The sequence below is a fragment of the Dysgonomonas sp. GY617 genome (genome assembly GCF_015233815.1).
GTDB lineage: Bacteria > Bacteroidota > Bacteroidia > Bacteroidales > Dysgonomonadaceae > Dysgonomonas_A.
Window position 1 is genome coordinate 76,936 of record NZ_JADCLR010000026.1, and the last position, 15,446, is coordinate 92,381.

General features: G+C 34.2%; 13 protein-coding genes. 5 read left to right on the top strand and 8 right to left on the bottom strand.

Features of this window, described 5'->3' with window-relative positions:
• Positions 1-3: 3 nt before the first annotated feature.
• Both IR022_RS15065 and IR022_RS15070 read right to left on the bottom strand, forming a co-directional pair.
• Positions 4-1,563, bottom strand: coding sequence for a RagB/SusD family nutrient uptake outer membrane protein (locus IR022_RS15065; RefSeq protein WP_050709473.1), 1,560 nt, complete (start codon positions 1,561-1,563; stop codon positions 4-6).
• A 13-nt stretch (positions 1,564-1,576) separates the two neighbouring features.
• Positions 1,577-4,621 carry a SusC/RagA family TonB-linked outer membrane protein gene (locus IR022_RS15070; protein WP_194204356.1) on the bottom strand — a complete coding sequence of 1,015 codons (3,045 nt, stop codon included), beginning with the start codon at positions 4,619-4,621 and terminating at the stop codon, positions 1,577-1,579.
• 505 nt (positions 4,622-5,126) lie between these two features.
• Between IR022_RS15070 and IR022_RS15075 the strand changes: the two genes are divergently transcribed.
• Positions 5,127-7,382, top strand: a complete 2,256-nt coding sequence (locus IR022_RS15075; RefSeq protein WP_242053279.1) for a GH92 family glycosyl hydrolase — start codon at positions 5,127-5,129, stop codon at positions 7,380-7,382.
• A gap of 175 nt (positions 7,383-7,557) precedes the next feature.
• On the opposite strand, the gene IR022_RS15080 is transcribed toward IR022_RS15075, so the two are convergent.
• On the bottom strand, positions 7,558-7,794 hold the full coding sequence (locus IR022_RS15080; protein WP_050709476.1) for a YecH family metal-binding protein: 237 nt from the start codon (positions 7,792-7,794) through the stop codon (positions 7,558-7,560).
• 595 nt (positions 7,795-8,389) lie between these two features.
• Positions 8,390-8,551 carry a hypothetical protein gene (locus IR022_RS15085; RefSeq protein WP_194204358.1) on the bottom strand — a complete coding sequence of 54 codons (162 nt, stop codon included), beginning with the start codon at positions 8,549-8,551 and terminating at the stop codon, positions 8,390-8,392.
• A gap of 379 nt (positions 8,552-8,930) precedes the next feature.
• On the opposite strand from IR022_RS15085, the gene IR022_RS15090 reads away from it, so the two are divergent.
• Entirely contained in the window at positions 8,931-9,479 is a 549-nt protein-coding gene (locus IR022_RS15090; RefSeq protein WP_194204359.1) for a hypothetical protein, read from the top strand.
• A gap of 162 nt (positions 9,480-9,641) precedes the next feature.
• On the opposite strand, the gene IR022_RS15095 is transcribed toward IR022_RS15090, so the two are convergent.
• Complete coding sequence (locus IR022_RS15095; RefSeq protein WP_194204360.1) at positions 9,642-10,610, bottom strand: YihY/virulence factor BrkB family protein; 969 nt, start codon at positions 10,608-10,610, stop codon at positions 9,642-9,644.
• Between the two features lie 206 nt (positions 10,611-10,816).
• On the opposite strand from IR022_RS15095, the gene IR022_RS15100 reads away from it, so the two are divergent.
• Positions 10,817-11,113: a hypothetical protein gene (locus IR022_RS15100; protein ID WP_194204361.1), complete on the top strand. Its 297-nt coding sequence runs from the start codon at positions 10,817-10,819 to the stop codon at positions 11,111-11,113.
• Between the two features lie 49 nt (positions 11,114-11,162).
• The gene (locus tag IR022_RS15105) at positions 11,163-11,459 is read left to right on the top strand and encodes a hypothetical protein (RefSeq protein WP_194204362.1); all 297 of its coding nucleotides are present in this window, start codon (positions 11,163-11,165) and stop codon (positions 11,457-11,459) included.
• Between the two features lie 224 nt (positions 11,460-11,683).
• Here the strand turns inward: IR022_RS15105 and IR022_RS15110 are convergent, their stop codons facing one another.
• Positions 11,684-12,463, bottom strand: a complete 780-nt coding sequence (locus IR022_RS15110; RefSeq protein WP_194204363.1) for a hypothetical protein — start codon at positions 12,461-12,463, stop codon at positions 11,684-11,686.
• Between the two features lie 607 nt (positions 12,464-13,070).
• Complete coding sequence (locus tag IR022_RS15115) at positions 13,071-13,304, bottom strand: hypothetical protein (protein WP_194204364.1); 234 nt, start codon at positions 13,302-13,304, stop codon at positions 13,071-13,073.
• A gap of 62 nt (positions 13,305-13,366) precedes the next feature.
• Here IR022_RS15115 and IR022_RS15120 point away from each other — a divergent pair, with 62 nt between their 5' ends.
• On the top strand, positions 13,367-13,747 hold the full coding sequence (locus tag IR022_RS15120; protein WP_194204365.1) for an ASCH domain-containing protein: 381 nt from the start codon (positions 13,367-13,369) through the stop codon (positions 13,745-13,747).
• Positions 13,748-14,045: 298 nt separating this feature from the next.
• Here the strand turns inward: IR022_RS15120 and tyrS are convergent, their stop codons facing one another.
• Positions 14,046-15,338, bottom strand: a complete 1,293-nt coding sequence (gene tyrS, locus IR022_RS15125) for a tyrosine--tRNA ligase (protein WP_194204366.1) — start codon at positions 15,336-15,338, stop codon at positions 14,046-14,048.
• Between the last annotated feature and the right edge of the window lie 108 nt (positions 15,339-15,446).

The following is a 15,446-nucleotide window of genomic DNA, read 5'->3' on the forward strand; positions in this document are numbered from 1 at the left end:
ATCTTACTTATATAATTCATTTTGAACCAAAGCAGGGTTACCTGTAAGATGTTTTGTACTGATCGGAAGAAGATTATATTTATCATCTATATCTCCTCCATTTTGCGATCCACCTTTCCAAGCCCAATTGTAACCTTTGGTAAATTTACCAAAACGAATCAAGTCAGTTCTTCTTTGTCCTTCCCAATACAACTCACGTCCTCTTTCATTAAGTATATCTTGCAACGTAATAGATGTTGCAGCACTTAAACCTGTTCTTGGATGAGCATGAACTTTATTATATGTAGTTAACGCATTTGTTGCATCACCCAATCTTAATTCCGCTTCAGCTTGTATAAGTATAACATCAGCTAATCTGAATAAAGGAAAATCTGTATCCGCCCATTGGCCAGGACCATTTACATTTGTAGCTCCATCCCATCCTTTATTAGTAAATTTCATAACAGACCATCCTTTATTAAAGTTACCAAGATCGGTCATGTTCTGATCTCTGTCTGTTTTGAAGAATAGTGCTCGTTTATCATTATTAGCAAAAAGACTCGATAATTGTTGAGTTGCTCTGTTTCCACTCCATGAAGCAGTGAAATCTAACAAACTAAGCATATCACCACCTGTTGAAGATGCCATAACAAAAACAATTCCACCCCAGTCTGTAGCTAGTTTATTATCATAAGGCAGCGTAAATATAATTTCTTTTGATCTGTCATTATCTGCACAGAAAAGATTTTGATATGTACCTTCCAACTGTAAGTTTGAATATGAAGTTACTTTCTTAGCATATGTCAAAGCATCATTCCAACGAGCTTTTCCTGTATAAACTTCTGCATTAATATACAATTTAGCTAAAACAGTTTGTAAAACCTGATTGGTTATCAACCCGTATGTTGATGCAGACTGATCTAATAACAAGCCACTTTTTTCAATATCAAGAAGTTCGCTCTCTATCCATTCAAACATACCCTCTCTACCTAATTGTTGAGGTATATATGTTACAGGATGATCTTCTGTAACCCAACCCGGGTTTCCATAAACATCTAGCAGGAAGTAATAATTCATTGCTCTCAAAACACGAACTTCGGCTCTCGAACGATCCAAATGGTCCACTTCTACTCTTGGAACCTGAGTATTTTTCAAAAATTCGTTTGCAAATACAATATTTAGCATACAACGTTGATAAAGCATATATCCGATGTAGTTATCAGGAGTCAGAAATGTTTGAGAGTAATTTCTTTCATCGATATCACTCCATGCACATTTAGCTTCATCCGAAGTAAGTTCTTGTATGTTGAAATAAGTTCTTAGGAATGTTGTTTTCCCCTGATCGGAAGAAGAAGGTATATCTCCATCTCCATCTGGTCCTGTTATACCCAGTTTACTAAAACCTGCATATACTTTTGCTATTAACATCGGATAATTCGAAGCATCAGCATAAGGGTCTAGCTCAATATTGGGACCCTGTGGTACTGTATTCAAGTCATCTAAACACGAGGTAAATGATACTGCCAGAGCTATTGACAATATTGCATATAGTAGTTTTCTACTTTTTATTATTCTATCTTTCATAAGTCTTCAGTTATTAAAAATTCAGATTTAAACCCAGCATAAAGATCAATGGTCTTGGATAGAAATTATAATCTATACCATCATACACCTCAGGATCTAAACCTCTGTATTTAGTTATAACAATTGGGTTCTGAACGATTCCATACACTCTGGCTTTAGTTTGACCTCTAAACAAGTTATCAAATGTATATCCTAAAGTAATGTTATCGATTTTGAGGAATGACGCATTCTGCACATAATGGTCAGACAAAGCTTGTTTCGACATGAAATTAGTATTTAATGCTGATGTTGGTCTATTAGTAAGAAAAACACTATTCGCATAAATAGCTTCTAAGCTGATATCTGCACTATTGGCTTCGGTAGCATTATAAACATAATTACCAAAAGAAGCACGTCCGTTAAATGCGAAATCCCAGTTTTTATATAACCATTTCGAATTGAATCCCATAACTACGTCTGCAGCAGGTTTCTTATGGTAATATAAGTCAGACTCATCTATTACACCATCTCCATTTCTATCAACATATACACCTTCCAATGGTTTTCCATTGCTATCATATACTTGTTCGTATACATAATATGTTTTAGGAGCATATCCGGTTGCATAGATCTGAACTTCTTTTCCACCATCTCCACCTGAAGAACCTGTACTAATACCTACAAATCCAGGATCCTGAGTAGCTGTCAACTGTGTGATCTTACTTTTATTGTAAGCAACATTGAATCCTACTTGCCACTCAAAGTCTTTTGATACAATTGGACGACCATTGATAGCGAATTCAAAACCTTTATTTTCCATTGTTCCGATATTCTGAGGTAATCTCTCAGCTGGACTTGTTCCTGCAATTACCGGAGCCTCTCTATTCAATAGGTCTGTTGTTTCACGGAAGTATACATCTACAGCTCCACTGATTCGGTTATTTAAGAATCCATAATCAACCCCGAAGTTCCAAGTTGTAGTAGTTTCCCACTTAAGATCAGGATTATAACCATTTGGTCTCATTAGGTTAACCCAATTAGTTGATCCGTCAGGATTCAATCCCATTGGATAATAAGCTTGTCCTTTACCAATATTATAAGAAGGTGTTGAAGGATAGTAATAATCATCACCTAAATCTTGTTGGCCTGTTTTACCCCATCCCACACGTGCTTTAAGATCACTCAATACAGATACATCTCTTAAGAATGATTCTTCTTTCAGTTTCCAAGCTAATGCTACTGAAGGGAATACACTCCAACGATTGTCTTTGTTGAAACGAGATGATCCATCTCGACGAACTGTTGCTGTTAACAGATATTTATCATTGAATGTATAGTTTAAACGTCCGAAGAAAGATATCAGATAGTTTTCTTTGAAATCATAGTAGTTTACACCTGGATTCATCTCACCTAAACTAGAGTTATCTTCTTTTGAAACAAACCACAGTCCTTGATCGCTTGTTTTCTTATTATGTTGCCATGAGTAACCACCCATTACATCAATCTTACTCTTCAAAGAGGTCACATCTTTTATATATTGACCATAGAACTCCATCAGCTGATTGTTTCTGAAGTTTGTGAAATCTTTTCTCTGACCGCTTCTTTCATTGTTTTCACTATAAGAGGTAGGGTTGAATGGATCTTTAAAGTCTGTACCACCGGTGGTCGCAATATCCATACCTAAATTCAGGTTTAATCTTAAATCAGGGAAAAAGTGTAATTTATAATCAGCCTGAACATTACCTACGAAGTTACGAACATTAGCTCTGTTATTTTGCATTTCAAGCATAGCTACAGGATTCTTTCCTGCAATAGGAGCAAGAGCTCCTTTGCTGTCTGTCCAAGTGAAGAATCCACCCCATTGGCTACCATTCATAACTGGCTGTGTAGGATCGAAGCTTACTGCCGAACCAATAGCACCTGTATCTGCAAAACGAGTATGAGAATACATTCCCTTACCGTTAATATTTAATTTTAAATGATCGTCAAATAAAGAAGGAGTTAAAGACACATTGGCTGTAACCCTTTCCATACCGGAAGTTCTAAGGATACCTTCTTCGTTGGTGTAACCTACTGAAGTACGGAATGGAACCGCTTTACCGATAGAACCATATACACTTATGTTTTGGTCGGTATTGAAACCTGTTTGAAATATTTCATCTTGCCAGTTGGTATTTGCTTTTCCAAGCTTAGCCATAACAACATCATATCTGTCATCACCTCTAAAACGAGACTCAACAAAGTTTCGGTACTCATTTGCACCCAAAACATCAACACTGTTTCTTCTAGTACTTAACGAGAAGTTACCATCGTATGTAACTCTTAACTTACCACCACTAGTTCCTTTCTTTGTTGTAATTAAAATAACACCATTAGAAGCTCGCGAACCATAAATAGCTGTTGCCGAAGCATCTTTTAGTACTGTAAATGTTTCGATGTCATTTGGATTTAATAAACTAAGAGGGTTCGAAGATCCTGCAAGGTCATTACTCATAAATACTCCATCGATTATTATCAACGGATCATTAGTAGCTGTTAATGAAGAACCTCCACGAATACGGATAGTAGCTCCGTCACCTGGTCTACCTCCACCAGTTGTAACTGCTACCCCAGCAATTTTACCTTGTAACAGGTCTTGAGCTGTAGTTGCAAATCCGTGCTCTTTCTCGTCGATTTTAACAGCAACAACCGATCCTGTAGCATCATTCTTTTTCACGCTACCATAACCAATTACTACTACTTCACTCAACAATTCAGTATCATCTTCTAATACTATACTGATGTTTTTTTGATTTCCTACGGCAATCTCTTGTGGCTTGAACCCTATGTAAGAGATAACAAGAGTATTGCCTGCCGAGGCATTAATTTGAAAATTACCATCAAAATCTGTTACTGTACCGATTGTTGATCCTTTTACAACAACACTCGCTCCAATAATAGTTTCGCCCTGTGAATCTTTTACATTTCCGCGGATAGTTCCTGCGGAACCACTTTGGGCATACGTTGTTGATAACGACAATATTCCCATCAAGCAAAAGAGGAACATTGACACACAACTTTTTCTTACCTTTTCTTTCATGTGCAAATTATTAAGATTAACATTAATATGTTATTAATTTCATGGATAAAGCCTGTTTTACTTTTTTAACTAGCCTAAATCATATTACAAATATGAGATGTAGCAGTTGTATTTTATCATTCAATAACAATAAAACAAGCTTTTTGTTATGCAAACGTTTGCACAAATTAGATTCCAGAACCGATAACTCTCTTATTCTTAAATGTTCACACAAAAATTACAATTTAACATTTTTTAAACACGTGTCAAAATAACAAGAAAAGGAGAGATTACACTATTCAATGATATAGGATAATAAAGGGATATATAGTCAATGCTTTTTTAATTTTTGAGGAATTATACTTAGATTTGCTATCTAAATGACACGAAACCTTCTATCTAATTATATAGTATAGAAATTATTTATAACAAAAGTCGGAGATTTTACTTAATCCTGAATTAAATGAAACAAAATCAAACTAAATAATAAATCATGAAGAAAATAAGTATTTACTTGTTTATCAGTATGTTTTGTATTTTAAGCATAAAAGCAGCAGATACAAAAAGCCCGGTTGATTATGTCAATCCTCTTGTAGGAACTCAATCAAAACATTCACTATCAAACGGAAACACCTATCCTGCAATTGCTATGCCTTGGGGCATGAATTTCTGGATGCCACAAACCGGAAAAATGGGTGACGGATGGTCATATAGTTACGATGCTGACAAAATCAGAGGTTTCAAGCAAACTCACCAACCGAGTCCATGGATCAACGATTATGGACAATTCTCAATAATGCCAACAACAGGCAAAGCTATCTTTGATGAGAACGAAAGAGCAAGTTGGTTTTCTCACAAAGCAGAAGTTGCAAGTCCTTATTATTACAGAGTTTATCTAGCAGATTATGATGTAATAACAGAAATGGCTCCAACTGAAAGAGCAGTTATGTTCCGATTTACATTCCCAGAGAATAATAAATCGTTTGTAACCATAGATGCCTTTGATAATGGGTCTTACGTTAAAGTAATTCCAGAGGAAAATAAAATAATTGGATATACGACAAAGAATAGCGGAGGAGTTCCTGATAATTTCAAGAATTACTTTATTATTATTTTCGACAAGCCTTTTACATATGTATCAGCCGTAGCTGATCAAAAGATTCTTGAAAAACAAACTGAATCTAAAGCAAATCATGCAGGAGCTATTATTGGCTTCTCAACTAAAAAAGGAGAAAAAGTACACGCAAGAGTAGCGTCTTCATTCATTAGTCCCGAACAAGCTGACCTTAATTTAAGAGAATTAGGTAATAATGATTTTGAGACAGTGAAAGCTAATGGCAAGAATACATGGAACGAAGTATTAGGTAAAATAGAGGTAGAAGATGATGATATTGACAATCTTCGTACTTTTTACTCATGTCTGTATCGTTCGGTTCTATTCCCAAGAAAGTTTCATGAGGTAGATGCAGCAGGCAAAACTATGCATTATAGCCCATATAACGGAAAAGTATTACCCGGATATATGTTTACAGATACTGGGTTTTGGGATACTTTCCGATGCCTATTTCCATTCTTAAACCTTATGTATCCTTCTATTAATACACAAATGCAGGAAGGACTTGTAAACACTTACAAAGAAAGTGGTTTCTTACCCGAATGGGCAAGCCCTGGACATAGAGATTGCATGGTTGGAAACAACTCTGCGTCTGTTGTAGCCGATGCTTATCTGAAAGGTTTAAGAGGTTATGATATTGAGACTTTATACAAAGGTTTGTTGCATGGCACTGAGAATGTACATCCTGATGTAAGTTCTACCGGACGTTTAGGACACGAGTTTTACAACAAACTTGGTTATGTGCCTTACAATGTAGGTATCAGAGAAAGTGCTGCACGTACTTTAGAATATGCTTACAATGACTGGACTATCTACAAATTAGGAAAAGCGTTGAATCGTCCTGAAAAAGAACTTCAAGTTTTTGCAAAAAGAGCAATGAATTATAAAAACTTATTCGACCATTCATCTAAATTGATGAGAGGAAAGAACGAAGACGGAACTTTCCAATCACCATTCAATCCTTTGAAATGGGGAGATGCTTTCACCGAAGGAAATAGCTGGCATTACACATGGTCGGTATTCCACGATCCTCAAGGATTAATCGATTTGATGGGTGGTAAAAAGGAATTCAATATTATGATGGATTCTGTATTTATAATGCCTCCTTTATTTGATGATAGCTATTACGGAACAGTAATTCACGAAATACGCGAGATGCAGATTATGAACATGGGACAATATGCACATGGTAACCAACCGATACAGCATATGGTATACATGTACAACTATTCGGGTGAACCTTGGAAAGCTCAGTTCTGGACTCGTGAGATTATGGATAAGCTTTATTTTGCAACTCCTGACGGATATTGCGGAGACGAAGATAATGGACAGACCTCAGCATGGTATGTATTCTCAGCTCTAGGATTTTATACAGTATGCCCAGGAACAGATCAATATGTCATTGGCTCACCGTTATTTAAAAGTGTAAAACTCAATTTGGAAAACGGAAAACAAGTTGTAATAAAAGCCGATAATAACAACAGAGACAACAGATACATATCTACTATGACTGTAAACGGACAGCCTTATAGCAAGAACTACGTAACGCATGAGCAATTGCAAAATGGTGCTGTTATAGAATATAAGATGTCACCAACGCCTAATAAGCAAAGAGGAATTCAAGACAACGATTTCCCCTACTCTTTCTCTAAAGACGAAAAGTTCTAACAAATATATTCCATATACTGAAAGCCTCGAAATTTTAGATTTCGAGGCTTTTGTTTTTTGTTCCCAAATAGAAAATAATAAACACTCAAAAGGACAAACTATCCATATACAAAATACAGTTAAGTATAAGTTGAAAAACTTAAACCTAACTGTATTAATATAACAAGATGTATATTTAGTGATTACAAACTTTCGTTACATCTACCGTGAAGCCATCATTATCCACAGCCATAAATTTGCCCTTATTCTTTAGAAATTCAACAAGTTCATCTAAATCCATATTTTCTGCTGAACAAGCATAAAAGCGTTGCTCTTTCCCGAATTTCTGAATTATAGCTTCTTTCAACGAAGACTCTGTATAGCTGTTTCCTTCCATCATGTGAAGGACTTCATGTGCATGCAATTGTTCCATAAGAATATATCTTTAATTATTAGGTACAAATCTAAGAATTTAACAGGCAATAAACATGTAACAATTGTTACACTACAAGATCATAAATCAAGAAATGAAGAAGGCGGTTAACCCGCCCTTTATTATTTACTCTTTTTTTTAGCCTTATCTTCTTTTGACATCGGAGGATTAGCAGCAATTACTTTTTCTTTGACCTTCTTGGGCTTTTTAGCTTCTTTTCCTTCTTTTTTTGCCATAATACTATATTTTTTGGTGATAATGTAAATGTAAGGTATTATAAAGCTAGAAGAGCATTGATATAATTAATTAATTGAGTATTAAGTTAAAGATGTACAATAGAAGAGAAAGACCAGCCTAAATAGGCAAGAGGGAAACTATAACTTTTATAATTATAAATTCCCTCTCTACGTAACATTGAATTATCTCGTGTACGTATGATGAAAACGCCACAAAGCTATATAATGTTTTATGTATTATTTTTTATTAAGCATTAATAGAAAATTTTAATTAGAGAGACAAAAACAGATATTATACACCACTTTAATTACCTACAACAGAAAAAAGCCCGTAATTATACAAGCTCCCTTCAAGTTAGTTATTCATACTTTGCGATTACTGCTGATACACGTTCATATAAGTCATCAAAACTATACGTATAATCTTCAGAATCCATTAATCTTTTTACTCCTTTTAGAGTTTCCAATAATTCGATTTTGTCTTTTTCTAGTTTCATAATTATCTCGTTTTGATCTATCATGTAATTATAACGCATTGATGCTTCTAATTGTTTTTATAATAGATACTTAAAATATAAACGAAATGTTAAAATGGAGATAAATACAATAATATAACGACAAATGACCTCCGCTAACAAATCACATTATCGCACAAAACTCTTCGTTTAAGAAACAATTACGAAGGTATCTACAAAACTTACGCAGAGAATGGAACAAAATCACCTCAAGAATTGTTACAACCTAATCAATTTTACTTTTATTCTAAAATAAGATTTTTGTTATATCATTCTTTGAATCCCTATTTTATGGAGTTTAGTATAAATAGAAAAAATACAAAGTTCTTATTCGCTCTATCGATTAATATTCTTTTATAGTTTTATCAACATAAAAACTACAATTATGCAAAAGCTACTTACGTTTTTATTGCTGTCTGCCATATTTCTTTCTTGTGGTAAGACTAAAACCCATACCGAAGATATACAAGGCACAGCTATACCCAACGATACTATTGTGTATAAATACAAACTTGGAGACTCTTTTGAGAATGTAAACAAACATACTGAGTCATTGTTATCACATCAGGTATTAAAGCCTTTTACGGAGCTTACAATACGTCGTGCAGGAACTCAAGAAGATTTTAAAATAGAAGGATACCCATGTACCTTATTTGTAGGAAGCGACTCTATACCTTCAATTATGAGCTTAGTGTTTCATAATGACAGTTTATTGAGGCAAGAATTCTTTATGTATAACAGGTTCCCATACAAAGAGCTAATAAACTTATATGGATCGCCCAAAATTGTAAAAGGGTATCCAATTGAATCAAATAAAGATTTAACCACATTCTGGAGTATAGGAGACAAAGCAATATATGTAGCTGATAATGTTAAGAGTTACACTCTATATATAGAAAAGATAAGCAGTAAATTGCGTCTACTTCAAGAATAGGTCAATATACTAAATATAGAAAGACTGCTAATTCTTCAAAGCAAAAGATATTATTGGCTTTCAAAATTTACTCCTTATATTTTACCCACAAAAGAACAACCGTTACTCATTTCTACAAGTAGCGGTTGTTCTTTTATATGGCTGCATTATTAGTATCAGAATCTATGTTTTCTCTACTTCTATCTTATTTACAGACTCTAGAGCTTTATCCTCTTCATGAATCTCTATAATTTTAGTTGTTACAGCAAACTCATCAGGAAAAATCTTTCCTCCCATTTCATTAGCCCACGCTTCCGTAAATTCGGCACCAATATATATAATGATAGCAGAATAATAAATCCATGTAATAAGAATGGCTATAAACGCTGCTGCTCCATATACAGTTCCTACATGGGCAATCCCTATATAAAGAGATATACCCCACTGTCCAACTATAAATAGTATTGTGGTTACGAGTGCACCAACAAAAACATCTTTACTTTTTATTTTGGCATCAGGCAATATTTTGAAGATTAATACAAATATAAAAGTTGTTACACTGATGTTTATAATTACACCCACTATCCTCACTAATGATTCGGCTACATCCGGATAATTAGACATAAACCTTCCGCTTAAATTGCTAATAACATTAGTAATAGTAAATGTTATTAATAAAATAAAAGCAAACACAAGAATTATAGAAAAAGAGAGTAACCTGTTCTGAATATATTTAAGCCAGCTTTTTTTAGGAATAGGTTTTATGCCCCAAATAGTATTTAAGGAACCTTGCATTTCGGCAAAAATAGCTGTCGCCCCAAAAATAGTAACTCCTAGCGTAACAATTGTAGCAAATGTAGAGGAATCTGTTTTTTCCGCATTTTGTATGATCGATTTAAGCTGTTCAACAGCCTCCATGCCCACGATTGGTTGTAGCTGAACATACAACTGACTGGCTAAGTCCATATTAAAAAACGTACCAATCGTAATTAGAAATGACAGAAAAGGTATCATTGAAAACAATGTGGCATAAGCCAACGAAGCACTCAATCGTGTAACATTATCATCCCCAAATCCTTGAATTGTTTCCTTTAGAATCTTTATAAGTACGGAAAAACTAATTTTCTTTTTATTTTTTGACTCATCTTCCATAGATATAGCTTTAATTATAGAAACAATATATTATTTGGTTTTGTTCGAACTCCTTATTTAAAAGAGATAGCATCTTGATCAATAGATTCCCTTTATCAATCTTTAAGGATCATTAAAGACATCAATCCAATTAATAAACTTAACTTTAAGCTATAACATCGTTATTCTTACAAACCATCTTATAAAACAGTAATAAAAAAACAAATATGTCAATTAATATAATGCCATCGGATAGTAGAATTGAAGAAGTAATAACTTTGATTCAAAATTGCATGAATAATAAATCGATGAATAGATCCGTTAATATAGATGCTAAAGAAGGCTATGCTAAAGCATTAGAGATATTGATATCAAGAGAAAATAGTTTTATAAAATCAGGAGCCGGAAAACTTAAATCTCTAAAAGGGCAATCTATTGCATATCATGCCATCAATTATATAAAGGGTGAATGTGATGAAAAAGTTTTACTATCAAACTTGGTTGAAGATACTAATCTCAAATAACTGAGATACGACTACAATATTAAGGGACTCTTTAATTCATCGTTACACTATGGACAGCCGATTAGAAAATATAGTTAACAAATTATCAAGCCAGAGAAATACGAATGATCCACTTGACATTATATCTTATGCGGTTAATCTCGAAACGGTATTGCAAAGAATACTTTCTCTTCGCTATTTGGATAACGATTCTATGACTGAGTTAGAAACCTTAGGTGTATCAATGATTGCATACATTATTGAGTATAAAAATATAAAGAAAGAGGAAGCAAAAGATTTGATTGATTATAAATACATAACATCTGATGTAGTATTAGATGTGTTGGACTTTATTTTAGACAGATGAATTGACTGATCAGGAGTAAACTCTACCCATTAATATTCTAGGGGCTGAATATAATTAAAGCAATATATCTAAAATATGATACTAACCTTAATTCCTAAAGATAGTGTATTCTATATCCTATATATTTTGTGATATCAACTATTATTCTGAATAAACGTTCCTCTACAAGTTCAAAGCTAAATAAAATAGCACTTATGCATTATATAGCCAACAAGTGTAAATATTTAATCATTTACCTGATAAGGAACTCCGACAAAATCAATACTTATCATTCTTTCAGGAGACGATAAGAATCGATTTTCATTGTAATCGACAGAATCTAACAGTTTCTTTTGTAACTGTTTTAAATCGGCTGTTTGATAGTCAAAACCGGGTTCGAAATAAAACTCGCGAGGGATAAAAGGCTCTTTTATCAGCTGATAGGGATCGAAATCTTCATCTTCATTGAACTGGAAGACTCCCTTTTCATCTAAATCATCCTTTGGAACAGGAAATAACTCAGTAGATTGACTTATTATTGAATTGAACCAACTATCAAAGAAATCAGTATCATCTGAGACATAACGAGCCAATTCAATCATGTTTACTGCATTATAGTATATCGATGGATGATGAACATTATAGTTGAGTCTTATGTCATTATAGTAATAATTAATAAGCTCCATGGGTTCCTCTTCCTTAGATAGTTTTGATCCAACTGTCGAACCGACTTCTTCCTTTGTAGTATATTCTTTACTTATGAGGCTTACCCACAATGCTTGCAAGTATTGTTTTTGTAGGTTTGAATCTTTTTCCCGCCAACTTTCCAGCCGCCATAGAATCCATTCACAGGCAGCTATTGTCAGACCTGTTGCTGCTTTACAATTTAATTTTATCAGCTGATTATACAATTTAGGGTTACGTTGCTCCATAAATCGAATATCTATTCCCGGATACCATCTGTATTCGGGCTTTTTACTACCAAAGTTATGTTCAATAAATAATTGAGGTTTATCTAATTGCATAGTTATTTTTGCTTTTGGTTCGTATTTGTAGTGCATTTTCTAAACAAAAGTACGAATTTAACAAAAACAAAAGAGAAAAGAATATAGCAGACTTATATAACGAGCTAAAGAAAATCAAAATACAGACTATATTTTCACAGAAAAAAAAGGCTATACATTTAGTCGACCCAAAGGATTTGAGAATATTCTAATTAACACAAGTCTGAATATAGACGGACTTATTGTAAACGAAGGAGAATCTACAGACTTATACAGTTGGTTTCGTACTCCTGTTTTGTTTTGCGGATTCTTAGAAACAAACGAAGCAATATTCTACTTAGGTGAAGGAGATTCTAATTTATTCAATAAAGACGGCTTCTATTATTAATGTAACTTTCATTTTAACACCTAACAGAATAGAAAAACCTCAATAGCAAGCAAATAGCGATTGCTAAAATTACGAGTATTAATTGTTGTCGTGTTCAGTTAATCAGTTTATGGAAACCGAACAAAGATGAGATTTATTAGAATATAAACGGACGTGCTTTAGATTCCTTAAATGATTATTTAACCGAACTAAACAAAGAGAAGGAGGGAAGCGAATTAGTCGAAATTAGAAAGGAATACATTAATGCCTTCCTGCCCAGTCTAGATACATTGCACCTAGCGGAACTAAAGCTATAGAAATACAAACAAGTAATAGGCACCACCCTGCACGTTTTAAATGTATTTTAGTTTTAATATCATCTCCTTTGAAATAATAAGAACATGATATGGAAGCGAAAATTATAAATACGATAAAAAACACCCCAACCATAAAGCAGGCAATACCGAAAGGAAGTGCATCAAAGTTAACTAACATTTGTGTTACGATTTAATTTATTATAAGGAGCTAAAGGTACAAACTTTAATAGACTATCAACCATGAAACCAAGACACAATCTAAACACCCTCTCTAAAGATTTTGCAGATATGCCTATCCTTCATTTGAATCTCACTTCTAAATGGTATGATATGATAGAGGCGTTAATCAAGAAGGAAGAATACAGAGAACAAAAACTATTCTGGAATCGCATATTTACTCAAAGTGGATATATCAAGATCAAAGGAAAGTTATATCATCCTAGTGATGTTTTAGTATGTTTCTCGAATGGCTATTCTAAGACCCGTAGGCAAATGTATTGGACTCTCAAAGGTCTGCGTTCATCCTTCGGTCGTTCAGAATGGGGAGCTGTCGAAAATACCGAATATCACACACTGAGTCTTAAAAACAAAGTAGAGTATCAACCAAAGCCGACCCTATAAACATGGGAGGCTTGTTAAAAAATAAGATGAAAAAATATAAAGTTGGCGACAAAATCACATTTCAAGGAGAAACAAAATACCCCCCTCATAACTCCCCCAAAAGAAAATCGACTGTATATCTAATTGATAAACAGTCGATTATTTCCTAAAAAGTTGTCTCACCAGGATTCGAACCTAGACAGGCAGTACCAAAAACTGCAGTGCTACCATTACACCATGAGACAAACATTTGCTTTTCAAAAGCGATACAAAAGTATATAATCAATTTGATATATGCAATACCTCATCGACATTTTTTTCATTTTGCAATCAGTAAATAGTAGTTTTTCTTGCCTTTTTGAGCCAAAATATATTTACCATCAATTAGATACGAATGATCAATAATTTCATCAGAATTTTCTAATTTATTTTTATTTATCATCACACCACCCGCTTGTACCATTTTACGCATCTCACCTTTCGATGGAAACACAGTAGTAACCTGTGTCAACAAATCAATGGCAGCAATACCATCTTCTAATTCGACCTTGCTTACATCGAACTGAGGAACTCCTTCAAAAACCTGCAATAAAGTCTCCTCATCAAGAGTTTTAAGAGCGTCTGCAGTAGAACCACCAAACAAGATGCCTGATGCGCTTACAGCAGCCTCATAATCTTCAACCGAGTGAACCATTATAGTTAGCTCTTCTGCTAGTTTCTTCTGCAAAGGACGAAGATGTGGAGCTTCTTTTTGAGCATGAACCAAAGCGTCTATTTCCTCTTTAGATAAAGCTGTGAATATCTTTATATATTTAGCAGCATCGTCATCACTAACATTCAGCCAAAACTGATAGAATTTATAAGGTGAAGTATATCTACGATCTAACCAAACATTACCCGATTCGGTTTTACCAAATTTAGTACCATCTGCCTTAGTAATCAATGGACAAACAAGAGCAAAAGCCTCACCTCCCGTTTTACGACGAATAAGTTCTGTACCAGTAGTTATATTACCCCACTGATCGGATCCTCCCATCTGTATACGACATCCAAGTTCGCTATATAGGTGTAAGAAGTCATAACCTTGCAATAACTGATATGAAAATTCGGTAAATGACATTCCGTCAGCCGACTCTCCACTCAATCTTTTCTTTACTGAATCCTTCGCCATCATATAATTTACGGTAATGTGCTTACCTATATCGCGAATGAAATCCAGAAAAGTAAAGTCTTTCATCCAGTCATAATTATTAACAAGCAAAGCTTTGTTAGGCTTATCAGATTCGAAATCTAAAAATTTAGCCAACTGTTTTTTGATACTTTCTTGGTTGTGACGGAGAGTTTTCTCATCCAACAGATTTCTCTCTTGTGATTTCATAGACGGATCTCCAATCATACCAGTTGCACCACCAATCAGAGCAATAGGACGATGTCCTGCACGCTGAAAATGCTTTAATATCATCACCCCTACTAGGTGACCTATATGCAACGAATCGGCAGTAGGATCGATCCCTAAATAGCCTGAGGTCAATTCTTTTTGTAGCTGTTCTTCCGTACCCGGCATGATTTCCTGAATCATACCACGCCATCTTAATTCTTCAACAAAATTCATCTAATTAATTTATTGTTAAGGTCACAGACCCAATTATTATTCTCGCAAACTTTATTTTACACAGACATAAATATCTGCGTCAAAAATAAAGAAACAAATAGGGCTACA